Raw genomic sequence first — 15,903 nt, 5'->3', positions numbered from 1 at the left:
TCTGCTTTTGCAGGTCTCGCCGGGTGTGGCACTCCGGTTGTCACACCCGTGACAGCCGAGGCTACGCACAAATCTGTGGTGTATCTCGGCCCGAGTGAACTTGAAGACTATGCTCTCCCTAAACGTTACGGAGTGAGCAGGCCTGCACGGATCGCGAATTTCGATGCTGCCGCCAAGCGGCTCGAACTGGACGTCCCGAGTTTCACGGACGAGGAGGTTGAGCGCTTTGATTACCGCGTTACGCTTTCCCGGATTGACAACAACCGCCATGACGCTGGCCAGCAAAGAACCCTTCTGATCGCCAGGAAAAGGTGCGGACTCACTCAGACCCCATCCGCTGCGGCGGTGGATTTGAAACGGGGGCCAGCCATTTACTTCCATAGAGATTATTTTTTCCGCTGTCCTGAGGCAGAGAAGGAAACACAATGAACCAGGAACTGACGAACAATCCGTTCAACCCGGTTGCTCCGGTCAAGACCTTTGACGAGATCAAGATCTCTCTGGCATCGCCGGAGCGTATTCTCTCGTGGTCTTACGGCGAGATCAAAAAGCCGGAAACCATCAACTACCGGACCTTCAAACCCGAGCGCGACGGTCTGTTCTGCGCCCGGATTTTCGGGCCGATCAAAGACTATGAATGCCTTTGCGGCAAATATAAGCGGATGAAGTATCGCGGCGTTGTCTGCGAGAAATGCGGCGTTGAAGTCACGCTGCAAAAGGTCCGCCGTGAGCGCATGGGCCATATCGAGCTGGCGGCGCCTGTCGCGCATATCTGGTTCCTGAAGTCGCTTCCGTCCCGGATCGGCCTCATGCTGGACATGACGCTGCGGGATCTGGAACGCATCCTCTACTTCGAAAACTACGTCGTTATCGAGCCGGGTCTGACCGATCTGACCTATGGTCAGCTGATGACCGAGGAAGAGTTCCTTGACGCGCAGGACCAGTATGGCGCCGATGCTTTCACCGCGAATATCGGTGCCGAAGCGATCCGCGAAATGCTGGCCGCGATTGATCTGGGCCAACTGGCCGAGACGCTTCGCGAAGAGCTGAAAGAAGCCACCGGCGAGCTGAAGCCGAAAAAGATCATCAAGCGTCTGAAGATCGTCGAGAGCTTCTACGAATCCGGCAACCGCCCGGAATGGATGATCCTGACCGTGCTTCCGGTGATCCCGCCGGAACTGCGTCCGCTCGTGCCCCTTGATGGTGGCCGTTTCGCGACTTCGGACCTGAACGACCTCTATCGCCGCGTCATCAACCGGAACAACCGTTTGAAGCGCCTGATCGAGCTGCGTGCGCCTGACATCATCGTGCGCAACGAAAAGCGGATGCTGCAGGAAGCCGTCGACGCGCTGTTCGACAACGGCCGTCGTGGCCGCGTGATTACGGGCACCAACAAGCGCCCGCTGAAATCGCTGTCCGATATGCTGAAGGGTAAGCAGGGTCGCTTCCGTCAGAACTTGCTCGGTAAACGCGTCGACTTCTCGGGCCGTTCCGTCATCGTGACCGGTCCGGAGCTGAAGCTGCACCAATGCGGTCTGCCGAAGAAGATGGCTTTGGAACTCTTCAAGCCCTTCATCTATTCGCGGCTGGAGGCCAAGGGCCTGTCCAGCACCGTGAAACAGGCGAAGAAGCTCGTGGAAAAAGAGCGCCCGGAAGTCTGGGATATCCTCGATGAGGTCATCCGCGAACATCCGGTCCTTCTGAACCGTGCGCCGACGCTGCACCGTCTGGGTATCCAGGCGTTTGAGCCGATCCTGATTGAGGGCAAGGCGATCCAGCTGCACCCGCTGGTCTGCTCGGCCTTCAACGCCGACTTTGACGGCGACCAGATGGCTGTTCACGTTCCCCTCTCGCTGGAAGCCCAGCTTGAGGCCCGTGTTCTGATGATGTCGACGAACAACGTTCTGTCGCCCGCCAACGGCGCGCCGATCATTGTTCCGTCGCAGGATATGGTTCTCGGCATCTATTATGTGACCATGCAGCGCGAGGGCATGAAAGGCGAAGGCGGTATCTTCCGCGATATCGACGAGGTCGAACATGCTCTGGCCGCAGGCGAGCTGCATCTGCACGCGAAGATCACCGCGCGCCTGAAGCAGGTCGACGAGGAAGGCAATATCGTCTGGAAGCGTTACGAGACGACCGCTGGCCGTCTGCGCATCGGCAATATCCTGCCGCAAAACGCCAAAGCGCCGTTTGAACTGGTGAACCGTCTTCTGCGTAAGAAAGACGTGCAGACCGTCATCGACACCGTCTACCGCTACTGCGGTCAGAAAGAGTCGGTCATTTTCTGCGACCAGATCATGGGCGTGGGTTTCCGCGAGGCGTTCAAGGCCGGGATCTCCTTCGGCAAGGACGACATGGTCATCGCCGACAACAAATGGGACATCGTCAATGCGACGAAGGCCCTGGTTGCCGATTTTGAACAGCAGTATCTCGACGGCCTGATCACTCAGGGCGAGAAATACAACAAAGTCGTCGATGCCTGGTCGAAGTGTAACGACAAGGTGACCGAGGGCATGATGTCCACGATCTCGGCCACCAAATACGACGACAATGGCGCCGAGAAAGAACCGAACTCGGTCTATATGATGGCCCATTCCGGTGCCCGGGGTTCGGTCACGCAGATGAAGCAGCTGGGCGGGATGCGCGGCCTGATGGCCAAGCCGAACGGCGAGATCATCGAGACGCCGATCATCTCGAACTTCAAGGAAGGTCTGACCGTTCTTGAATACTTCAACTCGACCCACGGCGCCCGGAAGGGTCTGTCGGATACCGCTCTGAAGACGGCGAACTCGGGCTACCTGACCCGCCGTCTGGTCGACGTGGCGCAGGATTGCATCGTTCGCGTGCATGATTGCGGCACCGAGAACTCGATCACGGCCTCTGCCGCTGTCAAAGAAGGCCAGGAAACCGCTCCGCTGTCGGAACGGGTGCTGGGCCGTGTCGTGGCGGAAGACATCCTGATCCCGGGCACCGATGAGGTGCTGGTGGCCAAGGGTGAGCTGATCGACGAGCGCAAATCGGATCTGATCGGCAAGCACAATGTGCCGGTCGCCCGCATCCGCAGCCCGCTGACCTGTGAGGCCGAGGAAGGCGTCTGCGCCCAGTGCTATGGTCGCGACCTTGCCCGCGGCACCCAGGTGAATATCGGTGAAGCGGTCGGCATCATCGCCGCCCAGTCCATCGGTGAGCCGGGCACGCAGCTGACGATGCGGACCTTCCACATCGGCGGCGTGGCCCAGGGTGGCCAGCAGTCGTTCCTTGAAGCCTCGCAAGAGGGCAAGATCGAGTTCCGCAACGCGAACCTCCTTCTGAACGTCGCCGGCGAGCAGGTGGTGATCGGCCGGAACATGTCCATTGCGATCATCGACGCCAATGGCGACGAGCGCGCGGTGCATAAGCTGACCTATGGCGCCAAGCTTCATGTGAAGGAAGGCGAAGAGGTCAAGCGCGGCCATAAGCTGTTCGAATGGGACCCCTTCAACCTGCTGATCGTGGCTGAAAAAGCCGGTACTGCACGGTTCAAGGACCTGATCAACGGCATCTCGGTCCGCGAGGATACCGATGACGCAACCGGCATGACGCAGAAGATCGTGTCTGACTGGCGTGCGGCACCGCGCGGCTCGGATCTCAAGCCCGAGATCCTGGTGGTGAACCCGGAAACGGGCGAGCCGGTGCGCGGCGACTCTGGCAATCCGATCACCTATGCGATGTCGGTGGATGCGGTTCTCTCGATCGAAGACGGTCAGGACCTGCGCCCGGGCGATATCGTGGCGCGTATTCCGCGCGAAGGCACCAAGACGAAGGACATCACCGGGGGTCTTCCCCGCGTGGCGGAACTCTTCGAGGCGCGTCGCCCGAAAGATCACGCAATCATCGCGGAAGCCGATGGTTATGTGCGCTTTGGCAAGGACTACAAGAACAAGCGCCGCATCACGGTCGAGCCGGTGGACGAGACCCTTACCTCGATGGAATATATGGTGCCCAAGGGCAAACATATCCCCGTCCAGGAAGGCGACTTCGTCCAGAAGGGCGACTATATCATGGACGGGAACCCCGCGCCGCATGACATCCTGCGCATCATGGGTGTCGAAGCGCTGGCGAACTACATGATCGACGAGGTCCAGGACGTCTATCGTCTGCAGGGCGTGAAGATCAACGACAAGCATATCGAGGTGATCGTGCGGCAGATGCTGCAGAAGCTCGAAGTGCTGGATTCGGGGGATACCACGCTCCTGAAAGGCGAGCAGGTCGAGCGTCAGGAGCTGGAGGAAGAAAACCTCAAAGCCCGTGGCCGCGGTCTGCGCGAGGCGAAAGCCGAGCCGGTCCTGCTGGGGATCACCAAGGCGTCGCTGCAGACCCGCAGCTTCATCTCGGCGGCCTCCTTCCAGGAGACGACCCGGGTGCTGACCGAGGCGTCGGTTCAGGGCAAGCGCGACAAGCTGCAGGGCCTGAAAGAGAACGTCATCGTCGGCCGTCTGATCCCGGCCGGCACCGGTGGGGCAACCCGCCGCGTGAAGTCCATCGCGACCGAGCGCGATTCGACGGTGATCGAGGCCCGCCGCAGCGAGGCCGAAGAGGCCGCCGCTCTGGCAGCCCCGATCCCGGCTGCGCAGCCGGATCTGGCCAGCGTGATCGCGGACGATCTGGAAAGCCGGGATTGATCCCGACCGATCCGGGCTGCCGCCTGACAAAATGACCAGAACCCCGCCGGTGAAAGCCGGCGGGGTTTCTCTTTCACGCATGCGGCCTTTCCCTTCCCTTGCGGCAGGAATAGAGAGTCCCGGACGGGCAGGCAGGATGCGCGCGGCAGGACGATGCTGAAGAATGACAGGCTGCGCGGGATCGCGCTGATGATGCTGGCGATGTTTGCCTTCGCCGCCAATGACACCTTTATGAAGCTGCTGCTGGTCAATCTGCCCTTGCCGCAGGCGCTGGTTGTCCGGGGGGTGCCGGCCTGTCTGATGCTGGGCTTCCTTGCCTGGCGCGCCGGGGCTTTTGCGCATCTGCCTCAGGGGCGCGACCGCAAACTCCTGCTGCTGCGCAGTCTGGGCGAGGTCCTGGCGACCGTGACCTTCCTGACCGCGCTGGCCCATATGCCGCTGGCCAATCTGACCGCGATCCTGCAATCGGTGCCTTTGGCCGCGACCTTTGCCGCCGCGCTTTTCCTGGGCGAAAAGGTGGGCTGGCGCCGGACGCTGGCGGTCTCGGTCGGCTTCATCGGCGTCCTGATCGTGATCCGCCCAAATGAGGAGGGGCTGAGCCCCTGGGCTTTGCTGGGCCTTGTCTCGGTTGCCTGCGTGGTGTTTCGCGACCTCGTTACGCGCAAGATGAGCCGCGATGTCGCTCCGGCGCTGACCGGGCTCTGCGCGGCGGCGCTGGTCTGGTGCCTGGGGCTGCTCTGGTCGGCTTTTATCCCATGGGAGCCGGTCACCAGTCAGAACCTGGTCGCGGCCGTACTGGGCGCCGCCTGCCTGAGCGTGGCGTTCATCGCGCTGGTCTCGGCATTGCAGATCGGCGATGTCGGACTGACGGCACCCTTGCGCTACAGCCAGCTCTTATGGGCGACGCTGCTGGGCTGGATCGCCTTTAACCATTTGCCCGATCTGGTGACGCTTGGCGGCGCCGCGCTGATCGTGGCCTCGGGCGTTTTCACCATCCTGCGCGAGGCGCGGCGCCGGGCGTGACACGCGACCCCGGGCAGGCAGGGGGCGGCGCTGCGGGCAGGGGGGCGCAGTTGACACCCGGGGCGATTCCACCTATAGCCCGCTCACCCTTGCGGGGCTGCCATGTGCCGCCAGGGTCAGAGCGTCCTGAAAGCTCAGGACCGGACCCAGTCCGATCCTCTGGAGAACCACCCGCGTCATCCACCACACGGCGGATGAATGCGGTTTTTGTGTTTTGCGATTCGCGCAAGGCACTCGAGAAGCGGCGCACCATAAGGCATAAGGTGCGAGTATCGAAACGAGGAACGTGAATGCCGACGATTCAACAGCTTATCCGGAAACCCCGGGAAGATAAGCCGAGCAAGTCCAAGTCCCAGCACCTGGAATCCTGCCCGCAAAAGCGTGGGGTTTGTACCCGCGTTTACACCACCACTCCGAAAAAACCGAACTCCGCTATGCGGAAAGTGGCAAAGGTTCGCCTGACCAACGGTTTCGAGGTCATCTCCTATATCCCCGGCGAAAAGCACAACCTGCAAGAGCACTCGGTTGTTCTGATCCGCGGCGGCCGTGTGAAAGACCTTCCGGGTGTCCGTTACCACATCCTTCGCGGTGTGCTGGATACCCAGGGCGTCAAAGATCGTCGTCAGCGTCGTTCGAAATACGGCGCCAAGCGTCCGAAGTGATCCTGGAGAGGTAGAGAGACATGTCCCGTCGTCACGCCGCAGAGAAGCGCGAAATTCTCCCGGACGCCAAATATGGCGACCGCGTTCTGACCAAATTTATGAACAACCTGATGCTCGACGGCAAGAAATCCGTCGCCGAGTCCATCGTTTACGGCGCGCTGACCCGCGTTGAAACCCGTCTGAAGCGTTCGCCGATCGAGGCTTTCCACGAAGCCCTCGACAATGTGAAACCTTCGGTCGAAGTGCGTTCGCGCCGCGTTGGTGGGGCGACCTACCAGGTTCCGGTCGAAGTCCGCACCGAGCGCCGTGAGGCTCTCGCGATCCGCTGGCTGATCATCGCTGCGCGCAAGCGCAACGAGAACACCATGGAAGAGCGCCTTGCAGCTGAGCTGTCGGACGCCGTCAATGGCCGCGGCACCGCCGTGAAAAAGCGCGAAGACACCCACAAAATGGCCGACGCGAACAAAGCGTTCAGCCATTACCGCTGGTAAGAGGGCTTTATGGCACGCGACTATCCGCTTACACGCTATCGGAACTTCGGGATCATTGCCCATATCGACGCGGGCAAAACCACGACCTCCGAGCGCATTCTTTACTATACCGGCAAGTCCCATAAGATCGGCGAAGTCCATGACGGCGCCGCCACCATGGACTGGATGGAACAAGAGCAGGAGCGGGGGATCACCATCACCTCTGCGGCTACCACCACCTTCTGGAACCGCACCGTCGACGCGGGCGCCGTGGGTCCGGCTGATGAGAAGCACCGCTTCAACATCATCGACACCCCCGGCCACGTTGACTTCACCATCGAAGTCGAACGTTCGCTGGCCGTTCTCGACGGCGCGGTCGTTCTGCTTGACGGTAACGCCGGTGTGGAACCGCAGACCGAAACCGTGTGGCGTCAGGCTGACCGCTACAAGGTTCCCCGGATCGTGTTTGTCAACAAGATGGACAAGACCGGCGCGGACTTCTTCAAATGTGTGACGATGATCAAGGACCGCACCGGCGCCAATGCCGTTCCGGTGGTTCTGCCGATCGGTGCCGAAGACAAGCTCGAAGGCATCATCGACCTCGTGACCATGGAAGAATGGGTCTATCAGGGTGAAGATCTGGGCGCGTCCTGGGTTCGCCAGCCGGTCCGTGAAGAGCTGAAAACCGACGCTGAAACCTGGCGCATGAACCTCCTGGAAAACGCTGTTTCCCAGGACGACGCCGCGATGGAAGCCTATCTGGAAGGCAATGAGCCGGATGCGGAAACGCTTCGCGGTCTGATCCGCAAGGCAACCCTCGCGATCGACTTCATCCCGGTTCTGGCTGGTTCGTCGTTCAAAAACAAAGGCGTGCAGCCGCTGCTGAACGCTGTGGTCGACTTCCTGCCGTCGCCGCTCGACGTGCCGGCCTATATGGGCTTTGCACCGGGTGACGAAGCTGAAGAGCGCAATATCGCGCGTTCGGCAGATGACGATCAGCCCTTCTCGGGCCTCGCGTTCAAGATCATGAACGACCCCTTCGTCGGCTCGCTGACCTTCACCCGGATCTATTCGGGCAAGCTGGGCAAGGGCGACGCGATGATGAATGCGACCAAGCAGCGCAAAGAGCGCGTTGGCCGTATGATGATGATGCACGCCATCGAGCGTGAGGAAATCACCGAAGCCTTCGCAGGCGACATCATCGCGCTTGGCGGTCTGAAAGAGACCACCACCGGCGACACGCTTTGTGACCCGGCAAACCCGGTCGTTCTGGAAACCATGACCTTCCCGGTCCCGGTTATCGAGATCGCTGTCGAGCCGAAAACCAAGGCTGACCAGGAAAAGATGGGCATCGCTCTCGCCCGTCTGGCTGCTGAAGACCCCTCCTTCCGCGTGGAAACTGACCTGGAATCGGGCCAGACCATCATGAAGGGCATGGGCGAACTTCACCTCGACATCCTCGTCGACCGTATGCGTCGCGAGTTCAAGGTCGAGGCGAATATCGGTCAGCCGCAGGTGGCTTATCGTGAGACGATCTCGTCGGAATACGAGATCGACTACACGCATAAGAAACAAACCGGTGGTACGGGTCAGTTCGCCCGCGTCAAGCTGGTGATCTCACCGACCGAGCCGGGCGAAGGCTACTCGTTCGAGTCGAAGATCGTTGGTGGTGCGGTTCCGAAGGAATATATCCCCGGCGTCGAAAAAGGCATCAAATCCGTTATGGATTCGGGCCCGCTGGCAGGCTTCCCGGTTATCGACTTCAAAGTCGCTCTGATCGACGGTGCTTTCCACGATGTCGACTCGAGCGTTCTGGCCTTCGAAATCGCTTCGCGTGCTGCAATGCGCGAAGGTCTGCGCAAAGCCGGTGCAAAGCTGCTTGAGCCGGTGATGAAAGTCGAAGTGGTGACCCCGGAAGAATATACCGGCGGCATCATCGGCGATCTGACCTCGCGTCGCGGCATGGTGCAGGGCCAGGATACCCGTGGCAATGCCAATGTGATCAACGCGATGGTCCCGCTGGCCAATATGTTCGGCTATATCAACAACCTGCGTTCCATGTCCTCGGGCCGCGCGGTGTTCTCGATGGAATTCGACCATTACGACGCCGTGCCGGAAAACCTGTCGCTGGAAATCCAGAAGAAACACGCCTGATCCGGCGGGAGGGCGTCCGCGCCCTCCACACCCAATGGCCGTGATCTCGCGGCATATGAATTGAAGGAGCTGCCAAATGGCAAAGGCAAAGTTTGAACGGAACAAACCGCACGTCAATATCGGCACGATCGGCCACGTTGACCACGGCAAGACGACGCTGACGGCCGCGATCACCAAATATTTTGGTGAATTCAAAGCCTATGACCAGATCGACGGAGCACCGGAAGAGCGCGCGCGCGGCATCACGATCTCGACCGCTCATGTCGAATATGAGTCGGAAGCCCGTCACTACGCCCATGTCGACTGCCCCGGCCACGCTGACTATGTGAAGAACATGATCACCGGCGCGGCCCAGATGGACGGCGCGATCCTCGTTGTGAACGCAGCTGACGGCCCGATGCCGCAGACCCGCGAGCACATCCTTCTTGGCCGCCAGGTGGGTATCCCCTACATGGTCGTCTACATGAACAAGGTCGACCAGGTCGACGATCCGGAGCTGCTGGAACTCGTCGAGATGGAAATCCGCGAGCTCCTGTCGTCCTACGAATATCCGGGCGACGATATCCCGATCATCAAGGGCTCGGCTCTGGCGGCGATGAACGGCACCAACCCGGAAATCGGCGAGAATTCGATCCGCGAGCTGATCGCGGCCGTCGACAGCTACATCCCGACCCCGGAACGCGCTGTTGACCAGCCCTTCCTGATGCCGATCGAAGACGTGTTCTCGATCTCGGGCCGCGGCACGGTTGTGACCGGCCGTATCGAGCGCGGCGTGATCAACGTTGGCGACGAAGTCGAGATCGTCGGCATCCGCCCGACCTCGAAATCGACCTGCACCGGTGTGGAAATGTTCCGCAAGCTGCTGGATCGCGGTGAGGCCGGCGACAATATCGGCGCGCTGCTGCGCGGCGTCGACCGTGATGGCGTCGAGCGTGGTCAGGTTCTGGCGAAGCCGAAATCGGTCAACCCGCACACCACTTTCGAGGCTGAGGCCTATATCCTCACCAAGGAAGAAGGCGGCCGCCACACCCCGTTCTTCGCGAATTACCGTCCGCAATTCTACTTCCGGACCACCGACGTGACCGGCATGGTCAAGCTGCCGGAAGGCACTGAAATGGTGATGCCGGGCGACAACCTGAAGTTCGAAGTCGAACTGATCGCACCGATCGCGATGGAAGAGAAACTGCGCTTCGCCATCCGTGAAGGCGGCCGCACGGTCGGCGCCGGCGTTGTTGCGAAAATCCTCAAGTGATCTGAGGCCTGAGGCCCGATGATCCAAAGGCCGCCCCACGGGGCGGCCTTTTCCGTCCGATGCCTCCGGCGGGAGTATTTGGGTCAAGAGGAAATGCCGCTTTCCTCCTGACCCAAATACTCCCCGCAGAGCGGTCCACAGTGGCCAGAGGCGCGGGTGGTGCGTGCTGGGGCGCGCCGGATTGTTTGCCGCAGCCAGAAGGAGCCAGCTCAATGATCGGCCGTTCTATCCCTGGTTTGATCCCCTGGTGGCTCGAGCCGCAAGGACGGATTGCAAATCCGTGAAGATCGCTCCGCCCTGGCCACCTCGATACGACGCTCGATCTTGTCTTGCTGCGCCGCCAGATCCTGATGCAAGGCGGCAATCGCACGCGGCCCTTCCTCTCGTGGGGCAGCCAACTCACCCGCATTCGCGACCCGGATCGCGCGCAGGGAATTCTCCATCCCCCGTCTGGCGTCGCCCACCCAGACCTCAATCTCCGAAGGGGAAAAGTCGGAGGACAGGCTTGCCACTGCCACCGTCGTCTTGCCCAGAATGATCTCAATCACCAGCGCGGTTTTGCGCTTTGCCGTCCAGCGTTTGATGCTGTCGTCCATGGTCACACTTATTGCTACGCTATCGCGTGCAGCATGAGCAGTGTTTTACCGGGGCGATGCAGCGATGCGATGCTGTGACAGAGATGATGTTGCCCATGCCTGTCGCCAAATTTTTGCATCACCCCTCAGGTTGAGTGACGAACAGTGTCGAATGTCGCGATTCGCGCCAGGACAGAGGTTGAAATTTCCCCCCCTTTGTTCCTGATTTGTCGGGGACAATTCTGAAACAGAGGGGCGTTGATTTCATTGATTTTCGCCTGGATTTCCGCTTCGTCGCCCATTCAAAGCCTCCCGGGCGGGTTGCTGCAGTGGTTCTCACGCTGAGACCTGCCGCAGATACAGCAAGGGCGGCCAGTAATCGGGCACAGAGATCAGTCGCAGCGGCCAATCGGGGTGCGAACCTCATAGGTCACCTTGCCGGTCATGCCTTCGGGCATCGGCTGCGGTACCAGCCAGATATCAATGTCGCAGCCATTGGTGTCGATCTCCCAATTCACGCTGCCATCGGATTCCTGGCGCTCATAGTCGAGCGAATCAATGGGGCGGCCACCCAGGCGATCGGCAACGGCTTCGCTGGAGAGGATGGTCTGGATCTGTTCGACCCGATCATAATAGGGGGGGAGGGCAGCGAAAGCGGGCAGCGCGATCAGGCTCAGGCCGAGGGCAGAAAGGGTCGGGGAGAGGCGGGACATGGGAGGCTCCTTCTTCAGTATCGCGGCAGACTGACCCGGCAAGCCCGTGATTGTAAGGAAAATTCCTGTGAAAAGCGAAAACCCGCCCGTGGGGCGGGTTTTCTGTGCAAGGGAGCGGATATCAGTGACCGAGGATCTGGCTGAGAAAGAGCTTGGTCCGCTCGGATTGCGGGTTCGAGAAGAACTCTTTCGGGGCGTTCTGCTCGACAATCTGGCCCTGATCCATGAAGACGACCCGGTTCGCCACCGCCTGGGCGAAGCCCATTTCGTGGGTGACGCAGAGCATGGTCATGCCCTCTTCCGCGAGCTCGATCATCGTGTCGAGCACCTCCTTGATCATCTCGGGGTCCAGCGCCGAAGTGGGCTCGTCAAAGAGCATGATCCGGGGCCGCATGCACAGGGAGCGCGCGATGGCGACGCGCTGCTGCTGCCCGCCCGAAAGCTGGCCCGGATATTTCAACGCCTGATCGGGGATCTTCACCTTGGTGAGGAAATGCATCGCGGTTTCCTCCGCCTGTTTCTTCGGGATTTTTCGGACCCAGATCGGCGCCAGGGTACAGTTTTCCAGAATCGTCAGATGCGGGAAGAGGTTGAAATGCTGGAACACCATCCCGACCTCGGAACGCACCTTGTCGATGTTTTTCAGGTCATTGGTCAGCTCGGTCCCGTCGACGATGATATCGCCGGACTGGTGTTCCTCGAGCCGGTTGATGCAGCGGATCATGGTGGATTTCCCCGAGCCCGAAGGCCCGCAGATCACGATCCGCTCGCCGCGCGCCACCGTCAGGTCGATGTCGCGCAGCACATGGAACTGGCCATACCATTTATTCATCTTGCGGATTTCAATGGCGATTTCGCCAGGGATCTGCAGTTGTTTCTGTGCGGTTGTCATGGATCAGATCCTTACCGGTGATCGGTTTTCAGCTTGCGTTCCAGATACATCGAGTAACGCGACATGCCGAAGCAGATGATGAAGAAGATGGCGCCGACGAAGATATAGGGCTCCCAGTAGATGCCCTTCCAGTTGATATCGGCGCGCACGGTGGTGGTGACCCCCCTCAGCGGATCGAGGAGGCCGACGAAGGAAACCAGCGTTGTATCCTTGAAAAGCCCGATAAAGGTCGAGACGATGCCGGGGATCGAGATCTTCAGCGCCTGGGGCATGATGATCAGGCGCTGTGCCTGCCAATAGGTCAGGCCAAGGCTGTCACCGGCCTCATACTGGCCGCGGGGCAGGGCTGCGAGACCGCCGCGGATCACCTCGGCCAGATAGGCGGCCGAGAAGAGCGCGGCGAGGATGATCACCCTGAGGATCAGGTCGAAATTGGTCTGCGGCGGCAGGAAGTACTGCAAGAGCAGGGATGCGGTGAAGAGGAGCGTGATCAGCGGCACACCCCGGATGAACTCGATAAAGCCGACCGAGAGCACCTTCATCAGCCACATATCGGACCGCCGCCCAAGCGCCAGCATGATCCCCAAAGGCAGCGAGGCCGCGATGGCCGTCACCCCGATGATCAGCGCGAGCAAAAAGCCCCCGATCATATTCGAGCTGACCGGCGCAATCGTCAGCGGCAGATCGGTCGCCATATAGGTGACCATTTTCGGCGCCTGGTACAAAAGCCAGCCTCCGCCCGCCAGCAGGCCGGCGAGGATGCCGATCACCACCGAACGGTTGCGCGCCGCGACAAAGACCAGCGCGAAGGCCAGCAATGCGCCAAGGCTGATCATACCAGCCCAGGCCGAGCCCGCCCATTCCGGCGGGGTCTCGCCCCAGATCAGCCCCGCAAGATCGGCGAGATTGTAATTCAGCACCGCGCTGAACACATACGTGATCGCCAGCAAAAGCCAGATCGCAGCGGTCAGCGCCATCACCAGGACCGAGGCGAGGGCGCCGAAGACCATGGAAAAGACATTGTCGCTTTGCTGGCCAAAGCCCTGCCAGAAACTCGCCTCGCGCAGCTTGCCGAAGAAATCGGTCGAGATGGCATCGCTATAGCCGATCACCACCGAGGCGACGTAAGCCGCCGCCAGTGCGATCACCAGAGCGAAGGCGTCATTCAGCCATTTGCTGGTATTGTTGTAATAGACCCGGGCCACCAGGGCGCCAAGCGCGATGGCCAGCAGCTGATTGACCGGGTTCCAGAACGAGCCGCCCCAGATCAGCCAGATCGAGATGAAGGGAAACAGCCCCGTCACCCAGATCAACGAGGCCGGGCGCAGGCTTGCCGCCACCCAGATCACCGCGAAGATCACGGCGGTGGCGGCAAAGGCCAGGCTGTTGGCGGAAACCGCATAAAGCGCGGCGAGGGTGGCGATGCCGGCAAAGCCGACCATATGGGCGCTTTTGCGATCATTCCAGAACAGGACCGGCGCCAGCGCGGCAAAGAGCAGCCCGCCGGTCAGGATCGGGCGCCAATAATGTTCGGGCGGATAAAAGCCGAACAGGAACTGATGCCAGCGCGCTTTGATCACCGCCCAGCAGGCGCCGCTTTCGCCGCCTGCCGCTGCGACAATCTCGCGGCATTCGCCCAGTGAACTGGCGTTCCAGACCGAATGCCACCACCAGGGGAAAGCGGTCCAGATGCCCCAGACCGCGACCAGCAATCCGGCCACGGTCAGCAGCGTGTTGACGGGCGAGGAGACCAGGTTCTCGCGCACCCATTTCACCAGCCCCGCCTCGCGCAAAGGCGGCGGCTCGGGGCGCAGCATTTCCTCACGGACCCAGAGATGGGATGTATCGGTCATCTCAGCGCTCCTTCAGCTTCACGGCGGAGTTGAAGGCATTCATGCCCGAGGAGATGATCAGGCTGATCGTCAGATAAATCAGCATCATCAGGAGCATACATTCCAGCTCGCGTCCGGTCTGGTTCAGCGTGATGCCGCCCAGCGTGCCGCGCAGATCAAGGTAGGAGACCGCGATCCCCAGCGAGGTGTTCTTCGTGAGGTTCAGATACTGGCTGATCAGTGGCGGGATGATCACCCGCAGCGCCTGGGGCAGGATCACCAGTTTCATCGTGCGACCCGGGCGCAGACCCAGGGCGGCGGCGGCCTCGGACTGGCCGCGCGAAATGGCCTGAATACCGGCGCGCACGATCTCGGCGATGAAGGCAGAGGTGTAGAGCGACAGCGCGATCAGAAGCGCGGTAAAGGAATGCATCACCTGGATGCCGCCCCGGAAGTTGAAGCCCTGGCTCACCCCCTCGTCATTGACCGGGAAAGCCGGCACTTCCCAATGCAACCCAAGTGCCACCAGCAAAAGGATCAGCGGCAGGAACAGAATCAGCAGCGATATCCACCAGGTGGTGGGTCGGGTGCCGGTGGTCTCCTGAAGCTTATTGGCGCGGCGGATCACCGAACGGTTCGCAAGCACCGAGACGATGATCACCGCAATCACCGCCAGCACCGAGTAATTCACCGGCACGGAGACGATTTCGGTGCCGCCCAGCGGGCGATCCAGCAAAGGCGCCGGAACATTGGTGCCGCGATTGGTCAGCGCGATGGAATCAAAGAAGAATTTCGAGGCAGCGGGCTCGGTCGGGCCGATGGCGCTGGCCTCGCTGTCCGCCAGCACCGGCGAAAGGGACGGGCTGAAGACGGTCAGCGCCGCCACGATCCACAAAACCGCCGGGATTGCCGCGATCAGCGCCGCCTTGCCGGCATCAAGCCGGCTGCGCGCATATTGCCAGGCAGAGGCAGAGATGCCGATAAGGGCCAGCAGCCAGAGGAAGAAGGGCAGGGAAAGGGTCTGGAGCCCCGTGATACGCGACCAGAACCCGTTGCCGCCGGCCTGGGCCTCGATCCCTTCCAGCGCGGCACGGCTTTCGAGAATCGCCGGGGTGATCTTGAAGGCCGCCGGTGCCGGCATGGTCTCGGAAATCACCACGAAGGTCAGCAGGATCCACAGCAAAAGTGGCACGTTGCGGAAGATCTCGACATAGATCGTCATCAGCCGCGAGATCAGCCAGTTGTTCGACAGCCTGAGCACGCCAACAATCACCCCGATCACGGTCGCGAGGATGCAGCCGAAAAAGGCCACCACCAGGGTGTTCAGCAACCCGATGATAACGGCGCGGCCGTGGCTGGAATCGTTGGTATAGGGGATCAGGGTCTGTTCGATATCATAGCCGGCCCGGACCCAGAGAAAGCCGAAATTGATGTCCTTGCCCTTGGCATCAAGGTTGCGGATCACGTTATCCGTCAGCCAGCCGATGAAGAGCAGAAAGAGGATCAGTGCGACCACCTGGAGCGTGATGGCACGGAAGCGGGTGTCGTAAATCAGCATCGAAAGGCGGAATCCGCCCTTCGACGCCTCCGCCCGACTGGTGGCAAAGGCCATGTATTCCCCCTGAGCCCGACCCTGTTCCGGCTTGTGCCGGTTATGGTGCTGACG

The 15,903-nt window shown here is 60.8% G+C and carries 12 protein-coding genes and 1 pseudogene; 7 read left to right on the top strand and 6 right to left on the bottom strand.

The window, feature by feature from the left end:
• Window positions 1–48 precede the first annotated feature (48 nt).
• The 7 genes from DRF71_RS21345 to tuf all read left to right on the top strand — a co-directional run bounded on the left by DRF71_RS21345 (window position 49) and on the right by tuf (window position 10,225).
• Complete coding sequence (locus DRF71_RS21345) at window positions 49–429, top strand: hypothetical protein (protein ID WP_157971231.1); 381 nt, start codon at window positions 49–51, stop codon at window positions 427–429.
• Window positions 426–4,664, top strand: coding sequence for a DNA-directed RNA polymerase subunit beta' (rpoC, locus tag DRF71_RS21340; protein WP_112312538.1), 4,239 nt, complete (start codon window positions 426–428; stop codon window positions 4,662–4,664). The genes DRF71_RS21345 and rpoC overlap by 4 nt, the downstream gene beginning before the upstream one ends.
• Before the next feature lie 153 nt (window positions 4,665–4,817).
• A complete protein-coding gene (locus DRF71_RS21335; protein WP_112312537.1) occupies window positions 4,818–5,687 on the top strand; it encodes a DMT family transporter in 870 nt (289 codons plus the stop codon).
• Window positions 5,688–5,977: 290 nt separating this feature from the next.
• Window positions 5,978–6,349 carry a 30S ribosomal protein S12 gene (gene rpsL, locus DRF71_RS21330; protein ID WP_092895889.1) on the top strand — a complete coding sequence of 124 codons (372 nt, stop codon included), beginning with the start codon at window positions 5,978–5,980 and terminating at the stop codon, window positions 6,347–6,349.
• A gap of 20 nt (window positions 6,350–6,369) precedes the next feature.
• Entirely contained in the window at window positions 6,370–6,840 is a 471-nt protein-coding gene (gene rpsG / locus DRF71_RS21325) for a 30S ribosomal protein S7 (RefSeq protein ID WP_112312536.1), read from the top strand.
• Window positions 6,841–6,849: 9 nt separating this feature from the next.
• Window positions 6,850–8,973, top strand: coding sequence for an elongation factor G (gene fusA, locus DRF71_RS21320; RefSeq protein WP_112312535.1), 2,124 nt, complete (start codon window positions 6,850–6,852; stop codon window positions 8,971–8,973).
• A gap of 76 nt (window positions 8,974–9,049) precedes the next feature.
• Window positions 9,050–10,225 (top strand): elongation factor Tu, encoded by a 1,176-nt coding sequence (tuf, locus tag DRF71_RS21315; RefSeq protein ID WP_112311926.1) that lies wholly within the window; start codon window positions 9,050–9,052, stop codon window positions 10,223–10,225.
• A 209-nt stretch (window positions 10,226–10,434) separates the two neighbouring features.
• Here the strand turns inward: tuf and DRF71_RS28795 are convergent, their stop codons facing one another.
• The 6 genes and pseudogenes from DRF71_RS28795 to DRF71_RS21290 form a co-directional block, all read right to left on the bottom strand.
• Window positions 10,435–10,821, bottom strand: a complete 387-nt coding sequence (locus tag DRF71_RS28795; RefSeq protein WP_232831622.1) for a hypothetical protein — start codon at window positions 10,819–10,821, stop codon at window positions 10,435–10,437.
• A 125-nt stretch (window positions 10,822–10,946) separates the two neighbouring features.
• Window positions 10,947–11,102 (bottom strand): hypothetical protein, encoded by a 156-nt coding sequence (locus tag DRF71_RS27685; RefSeq protein ID WP_157971230.1) that lies wholly within the window; start codon window positions 11,100–11,102, stop codon window positions 10,947–10,949.
• Between the two features lie 90 nt (window positions 11,103–11,192).
• A complete protein-coding gene (locus DRF71_RS21305; RefSeq protein WP_112312534.1) occupies window positions 11,193–11,513 on the bottom strand; it encodes a hypothetical protein in 321 nt (106 codons plus the stop codon).
• Between the two features lie 121 nt (window positions 11,514–11,634).
• The gene (locus tag DRF71_RS21300) at window positions 11,635–12,405 is read right to left on the bottom strand and encodes an amino acid ABC transporter ATP-binding protein (RefSeq protein ID WP_112312533.1); all 771 of its coding nucleotides are present in this window, start codon (window positions 12,403–12,405) and stop codon (window positions 11,635–11,637) included.
• An 11-nt stretch (window positions 12,406–12,416) separates the two neighbouring features.
• Window positions 12,417–13,061 (bottom strand): annotated as a pseudogene (locus tag DRF71_RS21295) (amino acid ABC transporter permease); the annotation flags it as partial.
• A 1,198-nt stretch (window positions 13,062–14,259) separates the two neighbouring features.
• The gene (locus DRF71_RS21290; RefSeq protein ID WP_112312532.1) at window positions 14,260–15,849 is read right to left on the bottom strand and encodes an amino acid ABC transporter permease; all 1,590 of its coding nucleotides are present in this window, start codon (window positions 15,847–15,849) and stop codon (window positions 14,260–14,262) included.
• Between the last annotated feature and the right edge of the window lie 54 nt (window positions 15,850–15,903).

Source organism: Pseudogemmobacter bohemicus, assembly GCF_003290025.1.
GTDB lineage: Bacteria > Pseudomonadota > Alphaproteobacteria > Rhodobacterales > Rhodobacteraceae > Pseudogemmobacter > Pseudogemmobacter bohemicus.
Note: the sequence above shows the minus strand (reverse complement) of the source record. Positions and strands in the feature narration are given on the sequence as shown.

What these genes read in the sequence shown, in the direction of transcription:
- DRF71_RS27685 (WP_157971230.1), bottom strand. Translation starts at nt 11,102, where the DNA reads ATGGGCGACGAAGCGGAAATCCAGGCGAAAATCAATGAAATCAACGCC.
- DRF71_RS21290 (WP_112312532.1), bottom strand. Translation starts at nt 15,849, where the DNA reads ATGGCCTTTGCCACCAGTCGGGCGGAGGCGTCGAAGGGCGGATTCCGC.
- DRF71_RS21300 (WP_112312533.1), bottom strand. Translation starts at nt 12,405, where the DNA reads ATGACAACCGCACAGAAACAACTGCAGATCCCTGGCGAAATCGCCATT.
- rpsL (WP_092895889.1), top strand. Translation starts at nt 5,978, where the DNA reads ATGCCGACGATTCAACAGCTTATCCGGAAACCCCGGGAAGATAAGCCG.
- rpsG (WP_112312536.1), top strand. Translation starts at nt 6,370, where the DNA reads ATGTCCCGTCGTCACGCCGCAGAGAAGCGCGAAATTCTCCCGGACGCC.
- rpoC (WP_112312538.1), top strand. Translation starts at nt 426, where the DNA reads ATGAACCAGGAACTGACGAACAATCCGTTCAACCCGGTTGCTCCGGTC.
- DRF71_RS28795 (WP_232831622.1), bottom strand. Translation starts at nt 10,821, where the DNA reads ATGGACGACAGCATCAAACGCTGGACGGCAAAGCGCAAAACCGCGCTG.
- DRF71_RS21305 (WP_112312534.1), bottom strand. Translation starts at nt 11,513, where the DNA reads ATGTCCCGCCTCTCCCCGACCCTTTCTGCCCTCGGCCTGAGCCTGATC.
- tuf (WP_112311926.1), top strand. Translation starts at nt 9,050, where the DNA reads ATGGCAAAGGCAAAGTTTGAACGGAACAAACCGCACGTCAATATCGGC.
- DRF71_RS21335 (WP_112312537.1), top strand. Translation starts at nt 4,818, where the DNA reads ATGCTGAAGAATGACAGGCTGCGCGGGATCGCGCTGATGATGCTGGCG.
- fusA (WP_112312535.1), top strand. Translation starts at nt 6,850, where the DNA reads ATGGCACGCGACTATCCGCTTACACGCTATCGGAACTTCGGGATCATT.